The organism is Chitinivibrio alkaliphilus ACht1, from assembly GCF_000474745.1.
Taxonomy (GTDB): domain Bacteria; phylum Fibrobacterota; class Chitinivibrionia; order Chitinivibrionales; family Chitinivibrionaceae; genus Chitinivibrio; species Chitinivibrio alkaliphilus.
On record NZ_ASJR01000002.1, the window covers coordinates 43,520 to 67,415 of the forward strand.

The following is a 23,896-nucleotide window of genomic DNA, read 5'->3' on the forward strand; positions in this document are numbered from 1 at the left end:
CAGCAATGAAAACCACTAATCCACTTGGAAATTCCAGAGGTGTTACCCTTGTAGAGCTTATTGTCTACATGGTGGTAAGCCTCTTTGTTGTTACGTACTCCCTCGATTTTATCACCTCTCTTCTGACAGGAGCAGAACATGAGCGTCGCGTTGTAGATCTTCAGCATTCCGGGACAGATCTCATTAACATTATTTCCCGTGATATGGGTACCATGGGGTTTAAACATTATCTTATCGCAGACACTGTGGATTTCGCAGACACTGTGGATTATCGTGAGGAACACCGACTAGCCCGTATTCCGGGAACCTGGACCGGAAGCTTTGCCTATTCTTCTCCACCAGACCCTATGCCCAATGATTCCGCCGCCTCGTTTCTATTTATTCAAGGCGACGCTTCCCTTATTGATACCCTCACATTTTTCCGTGGTGTTATGGAGACAATCCGCGTACCTGAGCGGGTAGAACAGGTTTCCTATACTCTCAGTGGTGATTCGCTGTATCGCCGAATCACCCCCCTTGATATAGATCTTTCTTCCCCACCAGAGCCGGAATTTTCAGATTGGGATGCAACGCAGGAGACTGTTACGGTTCTTGCGGATAATGTGGTTGCTCTTACGTATGAATTTTCCCCTGATTTTCAAACCTGGACAGATGACCCCGAAGGGGGGCGTCATACAATCCGGTATGTGAGAGTCACTCTGTTGGTTCGTTCTTCTATGCCCGGTGGAGTAGTCACGGAGCGAACCTTTGAATTTCCGGGAGATCGTGAATATACTCCTCCGGCACAGAGTAAAAATGTATACCGTAAATATGAATCGATCATTGAGGTACCGAGCAATGGAATATTATAATCGTCGGGGCATGTCCCTGTCATACACTGTAATTGCAATTGCCCTTGTGGGCATTATATCGGCTACATTACTCAATCTCAGTCACTCTCAGCAGATGGCGCAGATTAGTTTTACTAATTCTCAAAGCGCTCGGTCTGCTGTTCACAGTGGGTTTACCAAGGCCTTAGCCTTTTTTGAAACCGCTGATTCGACGGACCAAGAAGAGGTGGTGACCTTTTTGAATCGATGGGCAAATGATTCTAAAAACAAGGAAGTTTGGCTTATTGGTGATGATGATAGTTATGATTCTCTTGATACGCATACGCGATTTCGTGTGCAGGTTACGGGATTCGACCCACACACTTCAGCTATTTCTCTTTATTCGGAAGGGATTGGCCGAGGTGGTGCGCGGGCGAGCGCCATGGGGGTGTATCGATTGGAGGGGATGGGTGATGAAGAGCGTGAAATACCGAACCAGAATGCAATTTATATGGAGGATGATGTTTCATTAGAATTGCGAGGCCCTGTACAAATCAACGGTGGGACACGATTTAGTTCATCAGTAAATTTTGATGAGCAAACATCCGGTTCAGTTTTCAATGGTTTTTTTCAAACGCAGGCTTCTGATGGGCAGATGGTGTACAAAGGTCACTTTGAATTTACAGATAATGCTTTATTTTATACACGTCCAAGACTTGAATTACGTTCACATCCATCAATTCAGCCTTCATCATTTACCTTTAGAGGCAAGGGTGGCTTTCCTGAAGGCGCTGTTAGTGCGGGCGCTGATGCACCATTTGTTTTTGCAGAAGACACGTCAAGTTCATTTTGGTTGGAGAATCCCCAAATTGATTGGGGTGATGGGAATTATAACTTCAATAATAGAAGTATCTATTATGCTGAAGGGGCCTTTCCAAATGAAAGTTGGATTGATGGGGATAATAATACCATTCACGGACCAAGTATGACTGTGGAATATATTGAAGATTCTCTGTCTCTTCCGCCGGAATGCCCGTATTCTATTAATCTTGATGTTATACCGGATGATAAAATTATTGACTTAAGCAGTACTGATGCAGATGCCACTTATTTTGAAAATCTTGCAACTTCAAACGCAACATGGAATGGGTTTACGGTTATTCGCATATCAGATGCCACTGTAAATGTGTACGATACTGGTTCCTTAATTACCAGTAGGTTTATTGTTATTGTGGAAAATAATGGTACATTACAGCCAACCTCAACAGGCTCTATGTTTTCGGTTGAACCTAATGGTCATTTCACTATTATAAATAATGGAGGAGCTGTTAGTAATATTGGGGGGTGGGATTACTTTCGTGGTTTGTTTTACAGGATGTCAGGAACATTTCATGTGGGAGGATCTGAAAATACTGTAGATAATTTCCAAGGTGCAATCTATGTTCAATATGATGAAGAAGGGGGTGCTATTCAGTGGTATCCAAGCTTTCCTTCAGCAAATGCGACGATCACTTTTGATGCTGTAGTGCTGAATGAATTGGACGTAAAAGGAGATGGTAATGGAGATAGGCGGTTTCTTTGTTTTTCCTGTGAAGAAGAAGAGGAAGAAATTGAAGTTGTAATTGTTGAAGACAGATTACGCGGGGTATTGCTCAGCCGGAGTTTTTAGTGTTCAAGTTTGTCCCATTGCATAAAAAGAGCTGCCGTAGAGGCAGCTCTTTTTGTTTGGCTTTGAAACGCCCTTGCTACTAACGCAGCATATAGCGAGCTGTGGCATCAAGCCCTTCACCGGTAATCCGTACAACCACAACATTGGATGAGAGTCTCTGGTCAAAAGAGATCTCAGAAACACCAGCAGAGAGCTGTTGTTGCGTGGTGGAAATCCGTCTACCATCAGCGGTATAAATACCGATGGTATAGGAGCCGCTTCGTGGAGTAGAGAGGCTCAGACCGTGGCGATGCACATTACCTATGGCAAGTGATGCGGGTTGCGTGGCACGCTCTTCAATAAGAGATGTTTCGGAATATCCAAAGAGTTTTACCGAATACAACTGTATTTCAACACTGCCTTCTTCAGCTGTTCCAAAGGATACTCCGGAAAAATCAGCAAGATCGAAATCTTCTGGCCCCCACACGTGAGAGAATTCATCCTCTGTTGCTGCAACCCGAAGAGTTTTTTCTTCTCCAGCCTCCAGGGATACATTGTAGCCATAGGTACCTGTTCCAAGGCCGAGGGTGATGTTCTTTGTGGCACTGTATACCACTTCAATATGGGTAATGCCTTCAAGATCTCCATCAATATACCCAGCGCCAGAGGCCCAGGCCCATTCATTCTCATCGCCATCGCTTTCACCTTGCGTCAGAATCATGGATACAATACCGTCTTCTTCTTCTACCACGGCATCAGAACCTGTATCATAGCCATCGAAATCACCTTCCCATGAAGCCATACCAATCAATTCTGTATATTCTGCTGGCTCTACTACTTCAATGGTAAATTCCTTTTCTAAGGAAAGACCACCTTGGTCTGTCGCTTTGAGAATAAGAGTATAGGTTCCTACGGCTAGATCTTCCTCTGCGTAGAGAGAACGATTATCAATAGAAAAGGGGCCGGAAACAACTTCTATGGTATGTACATCACCGGGTTGATCAATAACGGTGACTGTTCCAACACTCTTTTGTCCTTCCTCTATGACGGTATTGCTCAGTCTGATATCTGTGGGAGCTTCATTGTCTTCTTCCTCAATAGACCAGGCGTAATCGTCAGGGTTGAACTCATCAGCAGAAACGGGGTCATTCATGTAGGCAAAAACCTGCGCACCATTTACAAACCAGACATTTTCCTTTGTGAGGGCGTAGTCGATAAATGCTTCAATAATAGCGCGTCTATCTTCACTGTCCTGAACATTGGGAAATCCTTCTGCATCATAATCATCCACGTAGTATTGTGAGTGCATACCGAACGCCATGGGAGCTCGGGTACCGTTCAGCTTTTCATCGAGGGTATGTTTTAAGGCGTTTATTGATTGTTCTTTATTAAACAACACACCGCCTTCTGGTTCTGCCCACATATTCCAGTCAAGCCCAGTTACTTGTCCAGTGGTGTTCCACCCGGCAAGCTCTTCCAGGTACTCCCAGTCATCAGGGTGTGCTTCAAGGGAGTAGGCCGGTAGTTGCCACAGTCCGGGGTGGCTGCGTACGGGGGTATCGTGTTCCGTGATCCACCAAGAGTTTTCAGATCCCTCAATAATTCCGTCGGCCATATCATATGGCCAAACATGCTTTGCAGGACCTCCCTGCGATTCTGTCACTGAACAGTCATACTCAAACCCCAATTCACGAACCACTGAAAAAACGGAATCGGAAAACGCGAGGTATGGAGTACGGAAACCGCGCATGTGTTCACGAGGAACACCAGCTAATTGTAGTAACTCAAGATTTTTTTCTATATCTTCACGAATCTCTTCTTTTGAAAAACGAATTTGATCTTCATTATCGCCGATGATGTTCCAATCTTCATCGCGTTCCCACGCAGATCCAGATACATAGTGGGGGTGGCCATAGCCGTGACATGATACTTCATGGCCATTTTGGTATGCTCGCGCATGGGCGTCAACAAGCTCTTGATTGTGAATCTCACCGTCTCTGTCTACCCACCCTCCGGCGGTACCGGTGTTTGAATAGAATGACATGCGCAGGGGTGTACCGTCAGCATGTTCCTTTGATGCAAGATATTCTACAATCCAGTCCATTCCTTCTGCGCTGGTATTATCATCTGATCCCAGAATAATAAATTGCGGTGGATTGTCAATGGGAGCACCGGAAGCTGCGACAGTTCCGGCAGATACAAGGGCAAAGAGCAGTATGCCCAGAGAAATACACACTTTCATAAAAACCTCCAACGTTACCTATAAAAGGGTAGCTCTGTGAATATACTCTGATGTTCACAAAAAAGGTTTAGATTATATGCAAAAAAGGTTGATAAATTTCTGCGTGCTCTATAATAGGACATGTTTAAAAAAAAAGCTTCCCTCACAGGGAGGGAAGCTTGATAAAATGTCAAAAGTATGACGTCTTATCGAAGAATATGACGGGACACAGCATTCTTGTTCTGACCGTGTACACGTACCACAAACATTCCTGTGGAAAGTCGATTTGTAAAGTTCATACTATTTACACCGGCAGATAGATTTTGTGATACTTCTTGTATCAGTCGTCCATCAGCAGCATAGAGTGAAACAGTATAGGTTCCGCTTTCAGGAACTGTAAGGTTCAGACCTTGACGAGTTACTTCGTCAATTGACAGACTCTGACGGGTCGAAACATCTTCAGTCACAAGAGGTGTTCCATCATCGGGTGTTCCTGGATCACCTTCGTAGATAAACTGAAGCTGTTCTACCGTAATGGTACCGGTCACTTCTTCTGTATAATCATCGTTGTCAAGGGCAATAGCAGGATATGCTACCGCTGCAGGATCTAGGTCAAAGCGGTCATCAGAGGAGATCCATGAAGGTTGTCGGGAATCAAGAATTCCAACTTCAATGGTTGTTTCCACTTCAGATTTTGGTAGAGAAATTCTGTGAGCTGTACCGGCATCTCCGGTTTCCGGCATGGGGAGCTGTATTTCAAAATCAGCATCTGATGAGTAGGTAACAGAGATACGACGGACATTTTCCAAGGTAAAGTCTTCTGTAACCCACATTCCTGCACTGGCCCATGCTCCTTCACCTTCAGGACGGGTAATGGTTATGATGTTGTCATCTTCAACAATAACCGCATCACTGTCTTTTTCCATATTACTATAGAAAGAAACAACATCGATTGGAGATGTGTCACCGTTGTCATCACCATGGTCGTCGTCACTATCGTCGCCGTCGTCATCACCATGGTCATCGTCGTCGAAATCTACGCCAATGACTTTTACTGAAGTAAGCGTGATTTCAACAGGTCCTTCTTCGACTGTTCCAAAGGTAATCCCGGAAATATCTTCCATTATAAGTTCATCATCACCCCATACATAGTCAAGGTCAGAAATGGCGATCGTCTCAGTTTCATTGGTTCCTGCAGAGACTTCTGTAGAAAAACCTTGGGCATCGGTTCCGACACCAACGGTGAAAGAGGCATCAGCTGTATAAGAGATCTCTATATGAGTAACGCCGTCAAAGGTCTCTGCCACAGAGGCCGTTGCGGACGCACTGGGCCAGTCATCGTCATCTTCTGGTTTTTCTCCTTGAGTAAGTTCCAGGATAACATTCATCTCATCGGCGTCATCCACATTCGCTTCAGATCCTGTGCCAAAATCATCAGCCCATGAACTCCATGATGCACGTCCAAGAAGTTCGGTGTAGACATCAAAATCACCGTCGTCATCACCATGATCACCATCATCGTCACCGTGGTCATCATCATCGTCACCGTGGTCATCATCAACTTCCCACGTATAATTATCTGGGTCAAAAGATGAAGCAGAGACGGGGTTTTCCATGAACTGAATTACTTGAGCACCAGTTACAAACCACACGTTATCTTTCGTGAGAGCGTAATCAATAAATGCTTCAATTACTTCACGGCGATCTTGATAATTTTCCATGTGGGGGAAACCACTCGCATCGTAGTCATCAACATAGTATTGCGAGTGCATCCCAATTGTCATTGGTGCTCTCGTTCCCTCCAGGGATTGATCGAGGGTATATTTTAATGCATTGATAGATTGGGTCTTGTTCAGTTTATGACCGCCTTCTGGATTTGCCCACATATTGTAGTCAAGACCAGTGATTTCTCCCTCAGTGTTCCAGCTGGCTTGCTCTTGCAGGTACCCCCAGTCATCGGGATGCGCTTGAAAGGAATACACAGGTAGCTGCCACAGGCCGCGATGACTTCCCACGTGCACATCGTAATTTTGCATATACCAGGGCTCATTCCGTACCCCGTTTTCCATGGTATACGGCCAGTTGTTTCCAGCAGGACCGCCTTGGCTTTCTGTTACTGAGTGATCGTAAACAAAGCCCGCATTATTAATCTCAGTAAAGGCAGGGTCAGTGAATGCGAGATAAGGAACGCGAAATCCCTGCATATGCTCACGGGGAACACCTGCCATCTTTAGTTTCTCGATGTTTTTTTCAATCATTGCTTGGATAGAGTCCCGTGATGCTCTATAGCGATAATCGGGGTTCTCAATCATGCCTTGTTCTTCACTTGACCACACCTCTGGTGCTGTGTTTAAAAAGTACATGTGGTCATGCGTGTGAGAAGAAACCTCATGTCCATCTTGGTAGGCACGAGCATGAATTTGAACAAGGTCACTTTGAGCATCGTCCCACCCTCTCAAGGTATTTGAGTAAAAGGACATGCGCAGGGGGGTGCCGTCGGCATGTGTTTTTGATGCGAGATACTCTACAATCCACTCCATCCCTTCAGTGCTGGTATTATCATCCGACCCTAACACAATAAGTTGTGGTGGATTGTTGACCGGCGCCGATAGGGAATGAGCGCGTCCAAAGGATAGCGATACTGCACAAAGAAGCATCGCGGTGAGTACAGATAGGTATTTCATAAAACCTCCGAAAAAAAACTGTATGTCCCTAATATACGCATTACCCATTCGTTTTGATTTAGATAATACCGAAAAAAGATTGTTGAAACGAACAGAGGAGGGAAATGCGTGGTTTTTGCTCATTATATCAAAGAATAGAGAGGTAATACGAAGGGGTTGTGAAAAAAGAGTAAAACCTAAACACGGTGACTCTATCAAGAGAAAGAAACAAAAAGAAGAGGTGGGAAAATGGTGAGTAATGGTGGAGCTGAGGGGGTTCGAACCCCTGACCTCAACGCTGCCAGCGTCGCGCTCTCCCAACTGAGCTACAGCCCCAAACGTGACACAATATATATGCTCTATTGATAAAATGCAAGATATTGTGGAAATTTTTCTGCCATGGCACGTAAGGCACTACTTCTATGGCTGATCTTTTCTTTGATTTTGTCTCCTAATTCAGCAAAACTCCGTGTGTATCCTGTGGGAATAAAGAGTGGATCATATCCAAATCCTTCCGTGCCGGAGGGGGTTTCTGCGATGGTGCCTTCACAGGAGCCGGAAAAGGTATGAGCCTTATTCTCAGGAGAAAGAAGGGTTATTACCGCACGGTAGCGGGCTGTTCGTTTTTCCGGGGCAACACCACTGAGCTCTGACAATAACTTTGCATTATTTGCCGAATCATTGCATGGCTCGCCTGCGTAGCGCGCAGAGTAAACTCCCGGGGCTCCCTGCAGAGCATTGACTTCCAAACCTGAATCATCAGCTATGATCCACCCCGAATGTTTTGCATACAGCCAGCGTGCTTTTTGCAAACTGTTTTCTTCAAAGGTTGTTCCTGTTTCGGGGATATCTGGGACTGAAGAGTAGAGGTCCCTAAGAGATGAGATCTGCAGTGCAGGGATTCGCGGGGAAAGATAGTCCCGAATTTCTCGCACTTTGTGCTGGTTACCGCTGGCAATAATAAGATTCATTTCAATCCTCGTTTATGGTTAAAAAGGTCACCCTCTAGTTTCAATGATCGTTGAACAGCCGTGACAGTTCTATCAACCATTTTTTTATCGGGGGGATAAAAACTGAGGTCAATAAGAAATTGGGATATACCGCACTCGGTTAATTTTTTAATACGATGGGTGAGAGCTAGGGGCGTCTGGCTGACCAACTGAGTCAAGCCATCATTTTGATGGAGTCCATAGGGCGTCCCGTCGCTGTCTTCTACAACGCTCTGCACAGAAACGGTGGGGCGTACGCGTGAAACAAAAACGGGTATTCGCATAAATACGGGCATAATACCCCGGGATGAACCGGTGCGTTTTAGGTTTAAAATATCATCTTCTGGGGAATACATAAATGCAGAAAAGCCCATGTCATGCAATACTTTTTGGGTGTATCTATTTACGGTCCAGATAGAATAGTCTGCATAGAGCGTATCCTGAGAAAGATCAAAGAAGGATATAAAACCAATATTACCAAGCATCCAGCGAGAAAATCCTGCTTTTTTCAATGAATCAATTCTTTTTTTCCATGCTCCTGTTTCACTTTCAGCAATATACGGAGGAAGAGACAGTATCATCTTTTTCCGTATTCCCGCAGGAATTTTCTCCGGATGTAATTGCTTTGAGCCCTGAATATGGAGAGAACAGATAAGGGTACCCATGGAGGGCGTGAGGTGTTGTATCCAGTTCGGATCATCAAAGCGTAGATAGAGCTTTTTCTTTTCTGCTTTCGGAGTTGGGTGGTCAAGGGGCTTCATTACCATTTTGGCGCTTACTCGTGGATGGGGGGAAAGAGTTCGTGGCGTACAGCTTACCTGTGTTGTGCGCCATTTCTTTTCCCGTTTGTCCTTGCGGGAAATAATAAAAAGCTCCCCCTCTTTTTCACCCTGTATTCCTTGCAAGGTGATGGTGGAAAAACCGGAACTATTTTCTTTCAAGGAGAGCAGTTTACAGGAGATTCCTTCTTGGCCGTTCTGAGGTTGAAAGCGAAGGCTGTCCCCTTCCACCAAGGGGTGCTCTCCCTGTTCAAATATATAGGATGAGCCCATGCTTCCAATAATTTTTCCTGCGGAAAGCCCCGTGCCGAGGGGAGCACCGGCAGAGACAATACCTGTTGCCTGTGGACCGGAGAGGAGGAAGTCGGTTTTGGGACGACCAAAATCACCTTTCAAGGCTGCCTCGGTTTCAGCACGATCCTTTTCTCCATCAAGATATGCCCGATAGGCAGAGGTAACAGCATATACATAGGAGCTGTTTTTCATTCGCCCTTCAATTTTCAAACTATCGATGCCGATGGTGCGAAATTCATCAATGTAGTCAAGGGCTTGGAAATCCTTCGGTGAAAAGTAAAACCCCTTTCTTCGCCCTGCCGTAAAGGGGCGTCGACACACCATTCTGCAACGCCCGCGGTTTCCGGAATGACCTCCAATAAAACTTGAGGCCAAACAGTTTCCCGAGAGGGAGTAACAGAGAGCACCGTGGATAAAGAGCTCTATCTCAAGATCTGTTTTGTTGCGAATCTTATAAATATCACGCAAAGAGAGTTCTCTGGCCGGCACCACGCGGCGAATACCCAGGCGTTTTGCCGCTTCAAACCCACCCAGAGTATGCAGGGTCATCTGCGTACTTCCGTGGAGTTCGAGGTGGGGAAAGTGGCGCTGCATCATGGCAGCCATGCCGAGATCTTGTACGATAACCGCATCGGGCTGTAAATCGTGGAGGGTGTTACATTGTTGTATAAAGGCGGGTATTTCCCCATCTTTTACAAGAGTATTGAGGGTGATGTAAACCCGTACTCCCTGTTTCTGAGCTGCCGGTATAAGGTAGCTGAGGGTTTTGGGGGTTAAGAGGGTGCTTCTCTGGCGGGCGTTAAAGTCTCCCATGCCAAGATAGACCGCATCGGCACCCGCATCAAGGGCCGCATGGAATGATTCAATAGATCCTGCGGGGGCAAGAAGCTCCGGTTTTTTTTCTGGCATGGTTGCACTATCCTTTTGGTTGGGGTATGAATACGGACTGGGTATTCTACCGTTTCTTCGTTTTTCTCTTCTGCCGTGAACAGTCTTCATGCATGAAGTACCCACGCCACACAGTAAAATATTATATTCTACGCAGTAAGTAAATGACACAAACTGTAAAGAGGTACGTGATGGATGTAGCAGCCCTGGAAAAGCTCTTAAAAAAACAATGTCCCGCTTAGATGAATTAATCGCTCAGAAGATCTTTCTCGTTGACTCCTTGGAGACAGGAACCCTTCTTTCCCGGAGTTCACGGGCCGATCTTTTTCCCGACGGTTCAGAGTCGGCTTTGGAAGAGTTACTCTTGTCTGATTTTTTTGAAAAATACGGAACGCCTGTCTTAATTGATATGCAAAAGGCCGTATCGCTCTATCTTTCTTCTACGGAGCCTGATACGGGGGAGCGTCAAAAAACAGCTCTCATGATGGGGCGGGTGAATTTTATGGGTACCGATGGTATTCGTGGAAAAGTAGTGTTAAACCCCCATAAAGATTTTATTGCGGCGCTTTTATCTGATAATGCCTTTACGCCCGATTTAGTTCGAATTACCTCCTTCGCCTTTGCAGAAATTTTAAAACGAAATGAAATCGCACGGCCCGGCGATACCTTTGTGGTTGGAAACGACGGTCGTGATAAGGCCTATGAGTGGAAACTCATTACTGCCGTACGTGATGGGTTTCTTCGTGCGGGAATCAATGTGCTGGATATTGGGGTGGTTCCTACCGCTATTATACCCTTGAAAATGCTGCAAAATAGTTTTCGGGGCGGGGCGTGTCTCACTGCTTCTCACAACCCGTCTAATCAGAATGGAATTAAGTTTTTTATTGATGGTGCAAAGCTTCTGCCCGAGGGAGACCTGGGAGATTACACCTTATCTGCCTATATGTTCAACTACTGCCGTTTGGAAGAGCTGCCCGATCCCTGCGCCTCCGTTGAAGAGCAGAATGTTGAAGATGAGGCTCGGAACTTCATGAAGCAGGTGCTTCCTGATTCGATGGAATCCATCTTGCAGGAGTGTACCTTGGTTTTTGATTCTGCCAATGGGGCGACTCACACCATCGGAACTGCTTTGTTAAAAGAGCTTAAGGTCAACTTTGCCTGTACAAATGAGACACCTCGAGGTGATAATATCAATCGCGAATGTGGTGTCGCAGAGATAGAAGGAACAGAACTCTTTACAGCGCAGGAGTATGATGCACATATTCCCTTTGTGCAGGAACTTTTTGACCGTGGCCGCGCTGAAGGAAGTGGAAAGGTTTGGGGTGTTCCCCTAGATGGTGACGGTGACCGGGGATTTTTGCTGTATTATGATAAAGATAGCGATGCCGTACATGTTCTTGACGGTGATAAATGTGGGTATATCCTTGCACGCTATCTCATAGAGAAAAAAGGCGCTGATCCAAAAAACACTTGGTTTATTTCAACAATCGAATCAGATATTATGACCGCAAATGCTGCGGAGAAAAATCTGGGGCTCAATAAAAAAGTTGTAGCTGTGGGAGACAAGTGGATTGGAAACTTTTCTGAAGGACAACTCTTAGTCGGTCTTGAAATATCAGGGCACCTCATCTTCCCCATTGAAGTAGAAAATAATGCGGGGGAGTCGCAAGAGCTTCTCTCCGGTGTAGGGCTTCTCACGGGTTTGATAACTCTTGCAGCGGTAAAAGAACTCAATCTATACCGAGAAGAGATCTTGACACCCTTTGAGCCGGGATTTTCCGAAACCTTATACACCTATTTTGTGGATAAATCTCTTTTTTATCGGGGGAGTGATATCTGGAAACAGGATGTTGATCTCATAGAAGAGGAGGTTGCCGCAGCTAAAAAAGAGGGGCATCTGCCTGGGGATGTACAAGTATCCTATGAGGAAAAGGAAGATATCAATGTGCTCTATGCAAATATTATGAGCGGTGACGCTCTTTTAGGTGTTCTCTTTGCACGAAATAGCGGTACAGAGGATAAAAACGCGGTGTATGTGAAGGGACAGCAGGAGTATAAGGGGGTTCTTAGCAAAATTGGAACGCGTGTACAAGGGTTTCATATTGCAGTGATGAAAAACACGTCGTCCGTAGAATATTTTTGTGAAAAAACGGTGAAAGATGCCGTGGCAAGTGGTTCAACCAGTGTTGATGATGTGCTGAGTCTCCTGGAGAATGCAGGAAAAGAAGTATCGGAAACTGATCTTTTTGCCGTATTACACGGTATGAAAAAAGAGGGCGTTGTTCACGTAGAAGGACGTACGGTCTCCAGCAAATAGGATATACCAGGAATAAACAGGGCGGACCATCTGATTTCAGTGGGCCGCCTTTTTTGTTTAGCTCAGATTTTTTATCAACTTTGTGATGCTTAGAGGGGTCTTCGGAGGACGTGTCTGAAGAGGAGCTGATTCTTTTTGTATGCCATATGCTGGGTGGCGAGTTGTTTTTCTCATCTACTGATGGTACGAATATCCTCGCCGGAGGGGGTTTGATAGAGCCGCAGATTGAACAGCGGCGCCGCGGCAAACACATGGTCAAAAATATCTGCTTGAATTGCCTCGTAAGAGGCCCAACGAATGTCTTTTGTAAATGCGTATATTTGTATGGCAAGGCCTTGGGCTGTGGGTTCAAGCTGACGTACCATGTGGAGGAGGCCGGTTTCAATGTCGGGGTGCCGACTGATATAGGCCGAAAGGTATGCGCGAAAAGTACCGATATTTGTCAGATGCCGTTCGTTCAGATTCTCTGGTGATGGGGTTTCCACAGTGGGAGTGTGAACTTCACGAAGTTTCTGGGAAAAATAAGGAGAGAGTAAATCAATGCTCTTTAGTTGTTGTAATTCATCTTTGCTCAGAAAGTGAATCGTTGAGAGATCAATAAAAATGCTGCGGGATATACGTCGCCCTCCAATCTCCCGTAAACCGCGCCAGTTTTTAAACGAGTCTGATATGAGTGAGTAGGTGGGGATTGTCGTGATGGTATTATCCCAATTTTGAATTTTAACGGTGGTAAGGGTGATATCGATAACGGTACCATCGGCACTATATTTTGACATCTCCAGCCAGTCTCCCACGGCAAGCATTTTATTTGCAGAAAGTTGAATACCCGCGACAAATCCAAGGATGGGGTCTTTAAACACAAGCATCAATACTGCTGTTAATGCTCCTAACCCGCTAAGAAGGATGAGGGGTGATTTTTGGAGTATGAGTGATGCCGTAATAATAAGAGCAAAAAGTACTACAACAATTTTAATGACTTGCGTAAATACTTTCAGAGGAATTTGATGTGAAAAGGGTACGCTTTCATAATAAACGATACTGGCGTTGAGCAGGGCGAACAGAAGTGTTGCTGTAACATATACAATATAAACATGGGTAATCAAAGTGGGAAGTACAAGATACGGTGTGTCGGGCGGAAGAAAATGGCGGCTGAGAAAGAGGAAAAGCATGGCGGAGAAAAGTCTGCTGAGTCGTTTGAAAAACCGAAATTTAAGTAAGATCTGATCCCAGCGAACGGGAGTACGTTCCGCGATTCGTCCGATACTGGGGAGAATGAGTGTCCGGGAAATAAAAAAGACGCAGATTGCAGTGCCAAGAGAAACAAGGAGAATCAGCAACGCGCTTATCTGTTCTGCAGCAGGGATTTCATGGGTGAGCAAGAAAGAATATATGTTGGAAAACATGATTGATCCTTATATTGTACAGGGGCGATACTACTCCCCGTGGGAACAGATATCCTGATACATGGCGTAGGTTTGTTCGGCAATGGCTGTCCGGGAGTAGAAGTGTTCATAGCGTTTTTGCGCTCCTTCCACCATGGCTCGATGTGTATCTTGGCATCGATATCGAGTAATCTGCTGGGCCAAGGCGTTGCTCTCTCCTTCTGGAAAAAGAAACCCCGTTTCCTCATGGATGACGATATCGGTCATGCCGCCGGAATTGGAGGCGATAAGTGCCAGACCCATGCGCTGGGCTTCTAAGAGCACCATACCGAGTCCTTCGGTTTCGCCCTTCCAGTCGGTGAGAGAGGGCAGTATGAAAATATCTGATTCTCCCATGATTGTGCTTAAATCCTTGGGAGAAAGCTGTCGGATATGGCGGATTCGGTGTTCTACCTTGAGTCGCTTCATTTGCTCAGAGAGTGATGTTTCTTCAGGACCGGTCCCCACAATGGTAAGTTCGTATTCAGGGGGAAGCAGGGCGAGACTTTCTACAAGGACGTGCACCCCTTTCCGTTTGATGAGCCGCCCGATACAGAGAAGTTTTGTGCCCCCATAAAACCGTGGAGGTGAGAGAGGAAACTGCTCTTCACGGATTGGCATGGGAATTCGCAGGGTCTTTCTTGCCGGCAAAGAAAACATATTCATGGTGAGGTCTTGTACATACGTAGAGATAGTCTGAACACGTGCCGCCTTCTTAAAGACGGGGCGGGCAATGTGCGTAAGAAGGGGGAATTTTTTTAAAATAAACACATCGGTTCCATGCGTTGTAATAACATAGGGGGTTCTATGAAAGAAGGAGGCTAAATACATGATAAACCCTGAGGGAATCCACCAGTGGACGTGTACAAGGTCAAACCGTTCTTTTCGCAGGATACGACATAGCTTGAAAAAACAAGTGGCCATATATGCTCCGAAAAGTACCTTGTTCCAAAGGTTTTTCAAAACGAGCTCATGCATCTGTCCCGTATAGGCTAAACGCTCCCATTTTTCGGGGGCATACTGAAAGCGTTGCACATGCCATGTTCCCTGTTTCTCACAAGGTGAAAGCCCTGCTTGATGGGGGGCAAGTACAACGTATTCAACGCCTAAGTGAGCCACCGCCTCATGGTAGTTCCAAAGAAACGGGGCGACCGCATCTTCATGTGTTCTCGGAAACACGTGGGTGAGAGTAAGGACTTTCACCGTACGTTTCCGTAGCGTTTCCAAAGAAATGCTCCACCAAGATACACCCAGTATCCGCCCATGAGAAATACGAGAATACGAAATGGGGGAAGAATGGTATCGAGATAGGGGGACGTTGCCCGTAGTTCTATCTCATGGGTTCCCTCCGGTATGGTGATAGCCATCCACGCGAGATCACTTTGGTAGATATCCTGTTTTTCCCCGTTGAGATATATTTCCCATCCGGGATAGTACACTTCGGATATTCGTAGAATTCCCTCGTCAGGGGCTGTTATACGCGCCTTCCGTGTATTCGGGGTGTATCGCTTCCATTTGGTTTGAAGTTCAGAAGATTCTGTTTTCCGTGATGGAATTGGAGGTTCTTCCTGGAGTAGCACCGTAGAACGGGCGTCAAACCCTGGTTGTTCAAGAGTGGTTTGTATTTCCTGTTCTGTCATCACTTCATAGTGGGTTGTAAAGGAAAGGCGTGGGAGATAGTTTTGATTTTCCACAGGAAGAAAACCTTCACGTGTACGAAGAATGAAGTAGCGGCAGTTCGCTATATTCAAGCGATTACTTCCAAAGGGAAGCTGTTGAAAATTAAGGCCTTCTCCTCGTTGGTCCATAAAGGGCATGAGATAATTTCTACCTCCCTGACCGCGAAACTCACGATACCATGCGAGCTCGTTGTCGTGAAACCCATCGACACCTTCTAACCCGTAAATTCCGGCAATATTTTGTATCCTGGTGAAGCCGGGTAAAAAGAATACGCGAAAGGGTTCATCCTCCATCTTTTCAGCTAAGGCATTCAGTTGCGGGTCACTTGCAGTATAGGGGGTTGCGTCTTCAATTTTTATAAATTTATTGTTTACACGAATTGTGTCGATGCAGCCCATTACAAGGAGAATGGCTAAAACGGTATATCGCCCAAGTTTTTTCTGTATGAGAAGGAGTATGGTGATAAGAGCAGTCATGGTTATGAGAAACCATCCTGTGAGAGCTCCCGTAAAATTATCAGAAAAATTTCTTCGAAAGATTTGTTCTTTTTCAGGAAGGGTTTCCGTAAGAGGAGAGAGAAGCCCATACACAAAGCCTTCATTGCTAAAGAGTATCAAAAGAAACAGCGATACCCCCATGAGAGCATAGAGGGTACGTTCCACCCGTTTTTTTTGCGCTTCGGCAAGATTTGTATAATACCCGGTGAAAAGATCTTGGAGAAACAGGCAACTGAGGAGAACCACAGCAAAGGAGTACCAAAACATGATCATGCTCAGAGCACGAAATTTATCCACCCCCGGTATGGTGTGATAGGCAAGGGTGAGCAGTGGAGTGTGGGTGCCCATACTGAGAAGCACTGAAAATAGACCAACACCAAACCAAAAAAAACGGGTCTTGGTCGGCCGTGTATAGAGGGCAAGAAAAGCCAAAAGTGTTGCCACGGCGCCAACATACTCCGTATTTAATTTAAAGGGGTTTTCACTCCAGTAATACTCCAACCAATTCCCGAATTCGGGAACCCATAGAGAAAAGAATTCAGGCCAGTGTAAACTCCATGTGGCAACAAAGTCGATACCGCGATCTTCTCCCCGTACGGAAAGGCCATCCATGACAAAAGAAAAGGCGGGGTAGAGTTGTATCCCCCCGATAATAAGGACAATACCCATGGCCCCCCAGAATGCTCCGGCACGTGAAATAAGGGAAGAGAGTTCTTTTGTTTCCGTATATCTCACCCAGCTATCGTATACCCAGTAGGCAAAGAGCCCCCAGAGCATGAAATAGGTCATTTGAATGTGCGATGTAAATAGAGCCATACTGATGGCGGTGCCAAGGAGGGTTGTCTTAAAGAGGGTTGGTCGTGCCAGGAGAGAACGTAGAGACCAGACAATAAGCGGGAGTAAGGCAATAACAAACATTTTTCCATCATGTCCCGGATGCACATGGGAGAAAAATTGTGGGTTCAGCATGTAGAACATACCTCCCATAAACGCAACAAGAGGCTTCATCTTGAAGGAGTAGAACAGCATGAGATACATGGTAACTCCCGCAAGAAACACATGGAGTACCATTTTAATCCCCTCTGCCCGAACAAGGGGGGTGGTTTTATAAAACGGAAGGGAGAGGGGGTACATAATATCCCCTGCTGTAGCATCGACCGTGGGCATTCCTCCGAGAACTGCGGGGTTCCACAGGGAAAACTCCCCCTCGTTCTGTAAGGTTGTTTGAAAGGACTGCTTTTTGCCTAAATCCTTAATACGGTCACTGTGTTGGTCTGCCAAGATAGTTGAGCTATCAAAGAGAAATTCATGAAAGAGAACGAGGGTTGTGAGGGCAAACACGGCGATACAGAGAGTGTGCACTGTCTTTGGCGAGTTTTTAAGCATACCAATCCTTTTGCAGAAACGTGATTATCATAAAATAATGAATGGGGAAAGTGGTGTGTCAAGAAGGGGGGTATCCCCCCTTTCTAGACTTTTAGAGGAAACCCTGCTGTTTCTAATTCAGCAACAATTTTATCCTGTTGTGTTTCCAAAAACTCATGGTCCAAGGTTCCCTGCGGATTCAGAAAGCTGGTCTGAATTGTGACGGCTTTTTCCGCATCGTTGAGGGAAAATACATCAGCAACTTTTACCGATATCACATGGGGTATCTTGAGACGTTCCACTGCCCGTACAACCGTATCAGCCGATGTGTGGTGCGGGGTACGAAGGGTGCAGTCAAAGGTTGAACCGGGGTATTTGGGAAGAGGAGTATACCGAACCTTCTCCCGGGGTTTCAGGCTTTGTAACTCTTGGATAGACATAACTGCCATGGAAAGAGTTCCTTTTATTTTAAAGGTTCGTGCCATCAACGGATGAAGTGTTGTGAGAAATCCCTTGTTTTTCCCCATGGTTTTAATATCGAGGGTTTCATAGGGATGAAGGCCGGTCCATTCTCGATGGACCAGAGCATTGGGAAATTTCTCCCGAGGCTCGTTAAGGGTAACTGGAATGGCAAGATAGCGTATCAATTCTTCAAGGAGATTTCGCAATTCAATGAAACGGTTTTCGTTTCTATCATATAGAGCGATGGTTACAACTGTTTCCTCTTTAGAGAAATTATCTTTATCGTTTTGATACTGTCTTCCAATTTCAAAGGCGGAAAAGCGAGGGAAATTCTTTGCATTTTGCCCCGCCATTTCTAACAGAGAGGGGACAACGCTGGGGCGCATAATTTCATGGTCCCGTGAGAGAGCATTTTTTAAGGTGAGAGATTCATTTTTTTCATGCCAATCCGCTTTTTCTAAGAGAGATCTTCCGATCATGGGGTAGGTCATGGTTTCAATGAGATTTCCTCGTAACACAAGAAAATCGCGGAGTTTACGGGTAAATTGAATCTCCGTGGCAGGACGAAGGGGGCGGATCGTCTCGTAGGTAGGAACAGGGGCGATATTGTCATATCCGATAATTCGTCCTACCTCTTCAATAATATCCGCATCGCACTCAATATCCTTGGTTGCACGATAGGAAGGAACTGTTATGGAAAACAGGTCTTCCTCTATTTTAAGGGAGAAATCGAGTTTTGTAAGAATCTCTGCAATGTGGTCACGGGAGATTTCTTTTCCGAGAATAGCACAGATTTTGTCTGTGGATACGGTGATAACACGCGGGGTATAGGGGGTGCTGAGATCAGCCCCGCCTTTTTGTATAGCCCCTTCTACTACAGCATGGGGGCATTGTGAGCGTACGAGCTCAAGAGTACGAAGAAGTGTTCTTTCAAGAAGCTGTGAGTCAAGAGACTTTTCATACCGCTGAGATGAATCTGTGCGTAGGCCGATCCGTGCAGAGGTTGTACGGACTTCGCTGGCTTTCCAATTAGCAACCTCAATAAAAATGGTTTCTGTGTCTTCCGTAACACCGCTGTTTGCGCCTCCCATAATGCCGGCGATAACAAGAGGCTTTTCCCCGTCAGATACAACGGTGTCTCCAGCTTTAAGGGAGCGAATTTCCCCGTCAAGGGTCTCAAAGGATATCTCTTCTTTAAGCCGTTCTACGCGAATCGTATTGTCTGTGATATGGTCGCGGTCGAAAATATGCAGGGGGATGCCCAGTTCCAGCATAACATAATTTGATATATCCACGATGTTATTTATGGGACGGATGCCGCAGTTCGTAAGACGTTGCTGCATCCACTGTGGACTTTGGCTTATCTGTATACCCGATAGGGAGAGTCCCAAATAGGCTTTGCAAGCTGAATCTTCTTCTACGTGAAGCTGTACGGGGGCCTTTCCCGTTCCGAGTTGGCGTAGTTCTTCACACCACTCCGGGGTAAAGGGATTTTGTAACGGGGTATTAAACACAGCCGCAAACTCCCGTGCCATTCCGAAATGCCCCCAGAGGTCGGGGCGATGGGTAATCGATTTGTTGTCAATATCGAGAAGTACATCGCGGCTCACACCGTATATGCTGTGCAAGGGGGTTCCCGGGGGGGTGTCTTCAGGAAGAGAGAGTAGCCCTTCGTGGGAGGTACCGAGGCCAAGTTCGTCTTCTGCACAGAGCATTCCCTGAGACTCCACGCCGCGAATTTTCTTTGGCACCAAGGTGAACCCGCCGGGGAGGGTCGTTCCAACAGGAGCGAAGGGAACGAGCATACCTCGGTGTACATTGGGAGCACCGCAGACTACACTATGGTGCGCTTGTCCTGCATCAACTGTAACAATTTGTAGATTGTCAGCATCAGGGTGTGCGGTAATATCGGTTACTTTTGATGCCACCACCTGTTCCATATAGGCTCCAACCTCCTGTACCGCTTCGACTTCGCAGGTTGCCATGGTGAAGCGTGTACTAATTTCTGCAGGAGGAAGGGAGGGAATATCCGTAAAATCACGAATCCATTGTAGAGATATATCCATGGGGGTATCCTTTATTTCTAGTATTCTGAGAATTGTTGTCCAAAACGAAGATCACCGCTGTGAAGATATCGAATATCATCAATACCGTAGCGCATCATTACCAACCTGTCAAGGCCAAGTCCAAAGGCAAAACCGTTGTATTTATCTGTATCAACCTGCCCATATTCAAGCACTCTTGGATGTACCATGCCGCAGGGAAGCAGTTCTACCCATCCAGTTTGTTTACAGACAGAACAGCCCGAACCACCGCAGATAAGGCATTTTATGTCCAATTCAAAACCGGGTTCTACAAAGGGGAAATAGCCTGGGCGAAGGCGTACTTCCACTTCCTTGCCAAATATCTCAGCAAGAAGCACTTTCATAAAGTAGATGAGATTTGCCACGGAGATGTTTTCCCCCACCATCATGCCTTCAAGTTGGTGGAAAACCATTTCATGGGATGCATCTGTATCTTCACAGCGAAACACCTTTCCCGGACAGACAAATTTAAAGGGGGCTGTATGGGTTTCCATGCCCCGAACCTGCATGGGAGAGGTATGGGTTCGGAGAAGATGTTTCATGTCGGAGAACCAAAAGGTATCCTGCATATCACGGGCAGGATGGGTCTCTGGTATGTTTAAGGCTTCAAAATTGTGGTAGTCATCTTCAATGTGCGGGCCGTTGAGAATGGTAAACCCCATGGACGTGAAGATATCCTCAATCTCTCTCTGTACTATTGTTACCGGATGATACGCCGCAGGATGGCGCTGTCCCAAGAGCGATTTTGTGAGGCTGATGTCTTGTCGATTCTGCCGAAGCTGTTCTTCAATTTCCTGTTTTTCTCTCTCTGAGAGCGCTTGAGAAATGGCTTTATGCATCTCTTGCTTCAGCCTGTTTGACTCTTTGCCCACGGTTTTCTTTTCCTCAGGTGAGGCATCTTTCATCCCCTTGAGGATGGAACTGATCTCACCTTTTTTACCAATGTATTTTGCTTTAACCGCAAGAATATCTGCCTGGGACGCTGCTTCGCCCAGCTCAGCTTCAAACTGTTTTGAAAGTTTTTGTAGTCTATCCAGCATACGATCCCGTTTCGTATAGAGTTGTAGTACTGGACAAAATACATAATTCAGCGTTCTGCGGGGAAGATAATTTCCCTCAACTCTCTGAGGAGGATGAGCAATACTCGGGGAGATATATTTCAAAGGTCGTGCCTTCTTCGGGGGTAGAATAGAGAATAATCCCCCCCTTATGTGCCTTGACGGTCTTGTAGACAGAGGAGAGCCCTAAGCCGGTACCTCGGTCTTTGGTTTTTGTGGTAAAGAATGGAGTGAATATTTTTTCTTGTATTTCCCGAGGAATACCGCTCCCCGTATCTTCTACAATGAGGTGGGCATAAAACCCTTCTGAGAGTGCAAGAAGTTTTGCCTGTGGTTTATTAAGGTAGGTTCGTTTAACAGCAATGGTAATTTCACCCTCCTCTGTAAGTGAGTCCCGGGCGTTTACGCAGATATTGGTCAAGGCATTTTGAAGATTTGCCCGATGTCCCTCCACGCACATATCAGGATGGCTTATACAGGTATGAACTGTAATGGCTGCCTCAGGCGGGAGATAGAGGTGTTCGAGGGTTGCTGTAATAAGGGCAGAAAGAAAAATCTTATCGGTTCCTCTTGTACCTTTCTGAGAAAAATCGAGGAGCTGACGAATATATTGGGAGGTGGATTCTGCAATGGAAATAATGTCTTCTACGGACTTTCTGTGAAACTCTTCGCTTGCCAGGAGCATGTCTGCATAGCCGAGAATACTGGTGAGTTGGTTATTAAAGTTGTGCGCAATTTCACCGGCAAGCTCCCCTAAGGAGGTAAATTTTTCTACCTGTGCTATTTTTTCCTGCATTATCTTTTGCGGCATTCGATTGATGGATATCCCAATTAACCCCTGAATTGTACCATCTTTATTTCTTAAGGGAGATTTATAGGTGAGGTAGGAGTGTTCTTTGCCCCCATAGGAGAACTCTTCTTCAAACTCGTCACTTGCACCGGTTTGCAGTATGTAGCTATCAGCCTTGTGGATGCGGGCTGCTTCGTGGAAGGGGATAAAGTCCTGTATGGTTTTTCCCTGTACCTCCTTTTCTGTTTTGTTAAGTATCTTACAGATATGTTTTCCCGGTAGGACAAAACGACTGTTCCGGTCTTTGGTGAAGATGCCAATGTCATCATTGTTTAAGAGTTGTGAGAGCTGTTGATTTCGTTCAAAGAGGAGCTCTTTTTGGAGGAGTCCCTCATTCATTTTGTTTCCCAATATAACGGCAATGCCACCAAAGAGTCCTGCCGTAATGAATGGAGTTAATTGGATCATGCTTATGGTATGATTGAGAAAAAGAGCATCCACAGAGAGGGTGATGAGAAAGAGTGTATGAAGGGGAAATAAGGTGGGGGGGCATTTGGCATTATGGCGGTGTGCATGGTGAATAATACTGCCCGTATACACCACCATGGCAATGAAGAGTATGTTATGGATAAGTTTCAACGGTTCTGTTTCTTCATGGAATAGATAGATTGTTTCTCCCCAGGGGAGTATCGTTTGTGTGAATAGAATATCTGTTCCGTAACCAAGGGTATATCCGAGGAGTATGCGAAGTATCGTTATTCCAGCCAAAGATCGTGCCAGGATAGTGTATGTTTGTGTGTGAGGTCTTTGAATAATTTGGTGAATTACTAAGGGGTAATAGATCATGGAGATGTTGAGAGTTATAAGGTGGAGTACACGCAGGGTATAGCTATGGGTATGCGGCCCGACATGGTAGATGTGGTAAAGAAGTGCCATGTAGAGCGCGGCCGGTAGGCAGGTAAAACAGAAGTACGTGTGGGCTTTATCCTTGCGATACTTCTCCGACAGGAGAAAGAAAAAAGCGCCACGGCGAGTAAAATTCCCGATGTTACCAGCAGGATATTTTGGTATGCATTCATTTACACCCTCCATCGAAGAGAGAGGCGAAAGAAAAAGCGTTGATCTTGGTCGAGGGGGACGCCATCGGTTTCCTTATCTACAAAAAGAAGAACTCCTCCTTTTGCACGAATAAGCAGGTCTTGAACAAGAATACGATCGGTGTATACACCGTTTTTGAAATACTCCTGTGTGGTAATCTGGGTGCCGGAAAAACTGTTTTTTTGTCGGTGGTACGAGCTTTTTATTCCCCCTTCCCAGAGCGGAGAGAGGCTCTTTTTGAGTATAATGTGGCGCGGAACAAGAAGTTCGGCACGGATGGTTGGTGAAAAGGCATGGCTCACTCCGACTACTGGAAAGAGAGCTCCCTCTTCAAATTCATAGAGAAATGCTGCACCCAGACGAAGGTAGGTGTCCCCCCTGTGTTGTCCGAGAAAAGAGAGTATGAAGTGCGATTGTCCCTTCTGGGGGGAGTCCCAAAGGCTGTTGATTCCTCCGTTGTATTCACTATAGAGGTGGAGGTTGTTTCGAAGTCCCTGGTTTACTACTGCAATGACTTGTCCGACCTGAGCACTGTGCAGGCGAGATTCGTTCAGCAAAATATCTCTGCGATACAATATGCCTGAAGCTATATAGCGATTGGATGACATGTGGAGAGGGATTTGCCCATAGATGTCAACTGCGGGGGAGTGTGCTGTGTAAGATTCTACAGGAAGGGATCCACCGATTTCAAAGAGGGAAATACCTTCCCAGTAGTGGCGGTCTGAGGTCTCGGCAGAGAGTAGCAACGGGAGGAGAAGTATCATAACGATATGGTGGTGTTTCAGCATTTTTTCTCCCGAAAAAAAAGGTGAATCGTCCATATAGTAGGATGA

The 23,896-nt window shown here is 45.9% G+C and carries 14 protein-coding genes and 1 tRNA gene; 3 read left to right on the plus strand and 12 right to left on the minus strand.

Going from position 1 to position 23,896, the window contains the following annotated elements; translation table 11 throughout:
- The first annotated feature begins 5 nt into the window (after window positions 1-5).
- Together CALK_RS01145 and CALK_RS01150 are read left to right on the plus strand one after the other, a co-directional pair.
- Window positions 6-851: a hypothetical protein gene (locus CALK_RS01145; RefSeq protein WP_022635798.1), complete on the plus strand. Its 846-nt coding sequence runs from the start codon at window positions 6-8 to the stop codon at window positions 849-851.
- On the plus strand, window positions 838-2,478 hold the full coding sequence (locus tag CALK_RS01150) for a hypothetical protein (protein ID WP_022635799.1): 1,641 nt from the start codon (window positions 838-840) through the stop codon (window positions 2,476-2,478). The genes CALK_RS01145 and CALK_RS01150 overlap by 14 nt, the downstream gene beginning before the upstream one ends.
- 79 nt (window positions 2,479-2,557) lie before the next feature.
- On the opposite strand, the gene CALK_RS01155 is transcribed toward CALK_RS01150, so the two are convergent.
- From CALK_RS01155 to CALK_RS11855, 5 genes are all read right to left on the minus strand, one after another.
- Window positions 2,558-4,699 (minus strand): polysaccharide deacetylase family protein, encoded by a 2,142-nt coding sequence (locus CALK_RS01155; protein WP_022635800.1) that lies wholly within the window; start codon window positions 4,697-4,699, stop codon window positions 2,558-2,560.
- Between the two features lie 185 nt (window positions 4,700-4,884).
- Entirely contained in the window at window positions 4,885-7,362 is a 2,478-nt protein-coding gene (locus tag CALK_RS12500; RefSeq protein WP_022635801.1) for a polysaccharide deacetylase family protein, read from the minus strand.
- A 239-nt stretch (window positions 7,363-7,601) separates the two neighbouring features.
- Window positions 7,602-7,677, minus strand: a tRNA-Ala gene (locus CALK_RS01165).
- A 23-nt stretch (window positions 7,678-7,700) separates the two neighbouring features.
- Window positions 7,701-8,312, minus strand: coding sequence for an RdgB/HAM1 family non-canonical purine NTP pyrophosphatase (gene rdgB, locus CALK_RS01170; protein WP_022635803.1), 612 nt, complete (start codon window positions 8,310-8,312; stop codon window positions 7,701-7,703).
- Window positions 8,309-10,312 carry a peptidase U32 family protein gene (locus CALK_RS11855; protein ID WP_022635804.1) on the minus strand — a complete coding sequence of 668 codons (2,004 nt, stop codon included), beginning with the start codon at window positions 10,310-10,312 and terminating at the stop codon, window positions 8,309-8,311. Before CALK_RS11855 ends, rdgB begins: the two co-directional genes overlap by 4 nt.
- Before the next feature lie 208 nt (window positions 10,313-10,520).
- Between CALK_RS11855 and CALK_RS01180 the strand changes: the two genes are divergently transcribed.
- Window positions 10,521-12,608 (plus strand): N-acetylglucosamine-1-P-mutase, encoded by a 2,088-nt coding sequence (locus CALK_RS01180; protein WP_022635805.1) that lies wholly within the window; start codon window positions 10,521-10,523, stop codon window positions 12,606-12,608.
- A gap of 170 nt (window positions 12,609-12,778) precedes the next feature.
- Here CALK_RS01180 and CALK_RS01185 read toward each other — a convergent pair whose 3' ends face one another.
- The 7 genes from CALK_RS01185 to CALK_RS01215 form a co-directional block, all read right to left on the minus strand.
- The gene (locus CALK_RS01185; RefSeq protein WP_022635806.1) at window positions 12,779-14,011 is read right to left on the minus strand and encodes a mechanosensitive ion channel family protein; all 1,233 of its coding nucleotides are present in this window, start codon (window positions 14,009-14,011) and stop codon (window positions 12,779-12,781) included.
- 30 nt (window positions 14,012-14,041) lie between these two features.
- Window positions 14,042-15,256 (minus strand): glycosyltransferase, encoded by a 1,215-nt coding sequence (locus CALK_RS01190; RefSeq protein ID WP_034636169.1) that lies wholly within the window; start codon window positions 15,254-15,256, stop codon window positions 14,042-14,044.
- Entirely contained in the window at window positions 15,229-17,592 is a 2,364-nt protein-coding gene (locus CALK_RS01195) for a glycosyltransferase family protein (RefSeq protein ID WP_022635808.1), read from the minus strand. Before CALK_RS01195 ends, CALK_RS01190 begins: the two co-directional genes overlap by 28 nt.
- An 83-nt stretch (window positions 17,593-17,675) precedes the next feature.
- Entirely contained in the window at window positions 17,676-20,099 is a 2,424-nt protein-coding gene (gene pheT / locus CALK_RS01200; protein ID WP_022635809.1) for a phenylalanine--tRNA ligase subunit beta, read from the minus strand.
- A gap of 17 nt (window positions 20,100-20,116) precedes the next feature.
- Window positions 20,117-21,157: a phenylalanine--tRNA ligase subunit alpha gene (locus CALK_RS01205; protein ID WP_022635810.1), complete on the minus strand. Its 1,041-nt coding sequence runs from the start codon at window positions 21,155-21,157 to the stop codon at window positions 20,117-20,119.
- Window positions 21,158-21,233: 76 nt separating this feature from the next.
- Complete coding sequence (locus CALK_RS01210) at window positions 21,234-22,901, minus strand: two-component system sensor histidine kinase NtrB (RefSeq protein WP_162146684.1); 1,668 nt, start codon at window positions 22,899-22,901, stop codon at window positions 21,234-21,236.
- 143 nt (window positions 22,902-23,044) lie between these two features.
- Entirely contained in the window at window positions 23,045-23,851 is an 807-nt protein-coding gene (locus CALK_RS01215) for a hypothetical protein (RefSeq protein ID WP_034636171.1), read from the minus strand.
- Window positions 23,852-23,896 lie beyond the last annotated feature (45 nt).

Excerpts from the sequence above, each read along its gene's own strand:
- CALK_RS11855 (WP_022635804.1), bottom strand. The coding sequence starts at position 10,312 with ATGCCAGAAAAAAAACCGGAGCTTCTTGCCCCCGCAGGATCTATTGAA.
- pheT (WP_022635809.1), bottom strand. The coding sequence starts at position 20,099 with ATGGATATATCTCTACAATGGATTCGTGATTTTACGGATATTCCCTCC.
- rdgB (WP_022635803.1), bottom strand. The coding sequence starts at position 8,312 with ATGAATCTTATTATTGCCAGCGGTAACCAGCACAAAGTGCGAGAAATT.
- CALK_RS01210 (WP_162146684.1), bottom strand. The coding sequence starts at position 22,901 with ATGGCACTTCTTTACCACATCTACCATGTCGGGCCGCATACCCATAGC.
- CALK_RS01215 (WP_034636171.1), bottom strand. The coding sequence starts at position 23,851 with ATGCTGAAACACCACCATATCGTTATGATACTTCTCCTCCCGTTGCTA.
- CALK_RS01195 (WP_022635808.1), bottom strand. The coding sequence starts at position 17,592 with ATGCTTAAAAACTCGCCAAAGACAGTGCACACTCTCTGTATCGCCGTG.
- CALK_RS01185 (WP_022635806.1), bottom strand. The coding sequence starts at position 14,011 with ATGTTTTCCAACATATATTCTTTCTTGCTCACCCATGAAATCCCTGCT.
- CALK_RS01155 (WP_022635800.1), bottom strand. The coding sequence starts at position 4,699 with ATGAAAGTGTGTATTTCTCTGGGCATACTGCTCTTTGCCCTTGTATCT.
- CALK_RS01205 (WP_022635810.1), bottom strand. The coding sequence starts at position 21,157 with ATGCTGGATAGACTACAAAAACTTTCAAAACAGTTTGAAGCTGAGCTG.
- CALK_RS01145 (WP_022635798.1), top strand. The coding sequence starts at position 6 with ATGAAAACCACTAATCCACTTGGAAATTCCAGAGGTGTTACCCTTGTA.
- CALK_RS01180 (WP_022635805.1), top strand. The coding sequence starts at position 10,521 with ATGTCCCGCTTAGATGAATTAATCGCTCAGAAGATCTTTCTCGTTGAC.
- CALK_RS12500 (WP_022635801.1), bottom strand. The coding sequence starts at position 7,362 with ATGAAATACCTATCTGTACTCACCGCGATGCTTCTTTGTGCAGTATCG.
- CALK_RS01150 (WP_022635799.1), top strand. The coding sequence starts at position 838 with ATGGAATATTATAATCGTCGGGGCATGTCCCTGTCATACACTGTAATT.